This is a genomic window from Acidithiobacillus sulfurivorans (assembly GCF_018853815.1).
Taxonomy (GTDB): Bacteria; Pseudomonadota; Gammaproteobacteria; order Acidithiobacillales; family Acidithiobacillaceae; genus Acidithiobacillus; species Acidithiobacillus sulfurivorans.
Window position 1 is genome coordinate 1 of record NZ_JAAOMP010000090.1, and the last position, 2,891, is coordinate 2,891.

Here is a 2,891-nt window from a genome sequence, read left to right on the forward strand (position 1 = left end):
TAATGCCGCCCATCCGTTATCCCGTTTGCCCAAAAACGATGCCGCCTACCCTATTATTCTAGCGCAGTTCCCCGAATGGACAACTAGGCAACTTGTACCGTTCGTCCGTTCGTGGTCACCCAGGAAACCGCTACCAAACCGTTAAAAAGAGATTACTTCGGGAGGTGGGCCTTCGTCAAATTAGGGGTGGTGAGGGACTAATGTGCCGTCACTACGGCTTCGCTTTCTCACAGAGACCGTCCCCGACTCTCGCCGCCATCCCGCGCATCTTCTTCAGCATGATCCTCAAAAACAAAACCGTCTTCCGACTGGTTGAGGTTAAACACTTTTTCCATAAGATGATCGACTTGATCTTTCTGGTTAGCAATGTTGCCATAACTGATTTTGCCGTACTTATCGGCGGGGTACAGGCCAAATATCTGCGCGAAGTCCTCCATATGGACGCGCCCGCCGTCTTCCGTGCGATCGAACCGACGAATCACAAAAGCACGACGTTCCTGACGGATACCTTTGGGCAGACTGTCGATATCCCGCATTTCTACTAGGTCGATTTCCGGAACATCGAAACCCGCCTTTTTGGCCACGCGCATCATGTCGTATTCGTTTTCCGGCACCGATTCGTATACTTCGGACGGCAATTTGACGATCCATGATCCGCCGCGTCCTCTGGCAGGAATGGTGAGACCGCCTTTTGCGGCGCGTACAGCGGAGAATTTTAATTGGACGCCCGCCAGGGAGAATTTGAGCAAGGCTTCCTCGTGGTCGCTGGGCTCGGCATTCCTGTCGTTTGGATATCCAGAGGCCCAATCTGTACCCTCGGATTCCACAATGATACCGCCAGGCAGATCGCCGCCTAACGCTACGATCATTGGAAAATCTCTTTTGGCATGGAAACCGTGCTGGTCGGCCACGTACTGTCGCAGGTGGCCTTCGGGTAACAGGTTGGCAAACCAGGGATGGATTTTGGTGCTCGTAATGCGATTTTGCTGTTTGGGGCGCCCATCGACCCCTAAAAAGGACAAACTCAGTAACGGACGTTCTGTGTTGGGCATGGACAAATAATGCTCGTCCAACGCGAACAAAGTTTGGTCCCCGGCGGGAAGACGGATTAGCCGCCCAACCAGCAGTTTGCCTTGCGGACGCCAAAGAAAGACGTTGGCGTTCACGGTTCCTCCGCTGTATTCTCAATAGTGAACAGCATATCTTCGGCGCCGTCTTCTTCGTCGGCGTTACTGACCATCTCCGGCCGCCCCATGCGACGCCACGCCAGATTACCCATGTGCTGCGCCATGGGAGAGGTTTGCAGCGGCAGCATGACCCACTCGGCTCCCAGCGCTTCGGCCAGCTTTTGCAGGGTGGACAGCCTGGCATCGCTGCCTTGTTCCACGCGCAAAACATGGCTCTGCCCTATACCCGCCCGGCGGGCGAGTTCCCGCTGCGTCAAACCCATGGCTTGTCGTGCACGCCGGATTGTTCTGCCTATTTCCATCATTTTTCGGCCTAAAAACCCATCAAAGTGGTTCAAGATGGAAATAATGAACCACTTTGATGGTTCGGGCAAGCATTGCGGGGAGAAAGCGGGCGCGATCCCGCATCAATATCCATCATCGTCTTCCCGAATAACGCTCGATGCCGAACCAAAGCCGTCCTCATCAGACCATATCTTGGCCGCTTCGTTGGGAAGGGCTGCGGTTTCGTCGAAATCGTCGCCCCCGGTGGTTTCCGACAGATCCTTCTGCCAGTTAAGCTCCTCGATTTGCTGCATGGCGTGGTCTTCGGCATGGGCCATCGCCATTTCCCGGAATTCCTTCGACACACGGATGTCGCCGGCAACGGCTGACCAAAATACAAAAGCCATGTCCCTAGCCATGCCGACCTGATCGTGCTGTGCGGAATACGGCGAGATGGTCCTGAAATTCGGCACCATCGAACCTTGTGTGTCTGGAGCATATTGCATGGGCAACATGTCATACGCTGGGGCCAGCGTGAATTGGCCGAAAGAATCCTGTCGTTCTACTTGTGTGAAAGAAAGATTTCCTGGATGCCGATCTGTGTTCCCGATGAAATGCCCATACGCATCCATCAAAAAAATCTGCTCCTTGCTACGAGCGTCGATGACTCCCTGCTCATACAGGCGCTCTGCAGAAGTTATCCATGTGGGCAGGTCGCCAACGGTTTCCAATATAATCGTTCGCAGAGAAAAGACGGGTGTGCGTCCATTTTGACCAACCCTGTCGAATCGTGGACTTTCAAGAAACCAGCGATCATCCGCCCCGCACAAAAGTTCAGGTATTGCAGCAGGTACGCCGTACCGTGCCAACACGGATAACGCATGAAATTCTGCGATCAGCAGGTCACGCCATCGCCTGGAGGCGCGGTCCTCGTTGCTGGAAGCCGGCGGAGAAAATTTAACCAGAACTTGACGCAAGGAACTGTCTTTGTCTTGTACGCAAGCTGTGAATTTGGGTTGCTCACCACCGGCACTGGAATGCGGAATCCATTGACCGGATATCATTTCACGAACCCGACGCGCATAGGCGTTCGGACGATCATCAACAAGGATGTCCCTTGCTTCGCGCCCCCGGACAACATGATCGGCAGACACTTCGCCCGCTACAAAACACCCTGGCAGGTCATCCCCGACTTGGGAGATGACCTGCAGAACCTGAACGTCATTCCACTGATGCACATGCTCTGGAAGCCCCTGGATGCCTGAGCCAACACCACTGCTGTCAAAAAACAGTCTTTGCGCCAAAGCACGTCCCAAATAACCTTGCGGACGAATATCCTGGAGAAGCCATGGGATGCCTTCATAGTGCGCCCGAATCCAGCCCCTTGGGAAACGCTGCGCGGTTTCTAAGCTCGCCGGCGCAAACAGGTACTCGTCCGCA

At 54.4% G+C, this 2,891-nt stretch carries 3 protein-coding genes; all 3 read right to left on the bottom strand.

Going from position 1 to position 2,891, the window contains the following annotated elements; translation table 11 throughout:
• Nucleotides 1-227 precede the first annotated feature (227 nt).
• Entirely contained in the window at nt 228-1,166 is a 939-nt protein-coding gene (locus tag HAP95_RS08165) for a type II toxin-antitoxin system HipA family toxin (protein WP_215883771.1), read from the bottom strand.
• Nucleotides 1,163-1,492 carry a helix-turn-helix domain-containing protein gene (locus HAP95_RS08170; protein ID WP_215883772.1) on the bottom strand — a complete coding sequence of 110 codons (330 nt, stop codon included), beginning with the start codon at nt 1,490-1,492 and terminating at the stop codon, nt 1,163-1,165. Before HAP95_RS08170 ends, HAP95_RS08165 begins: the two co-directional genes overlap by 4 nt.
• Nucleotides 1,493-1,594: 102 nt before the next feature.
• On the bottom strand, nt 1,595-2,891 hold a 1,297-nt coding region (locus tag HAP95_RS08175), incomplete at its 5' end, for a HipA domain-containing protein (RefSeq protein WP_215883773.1).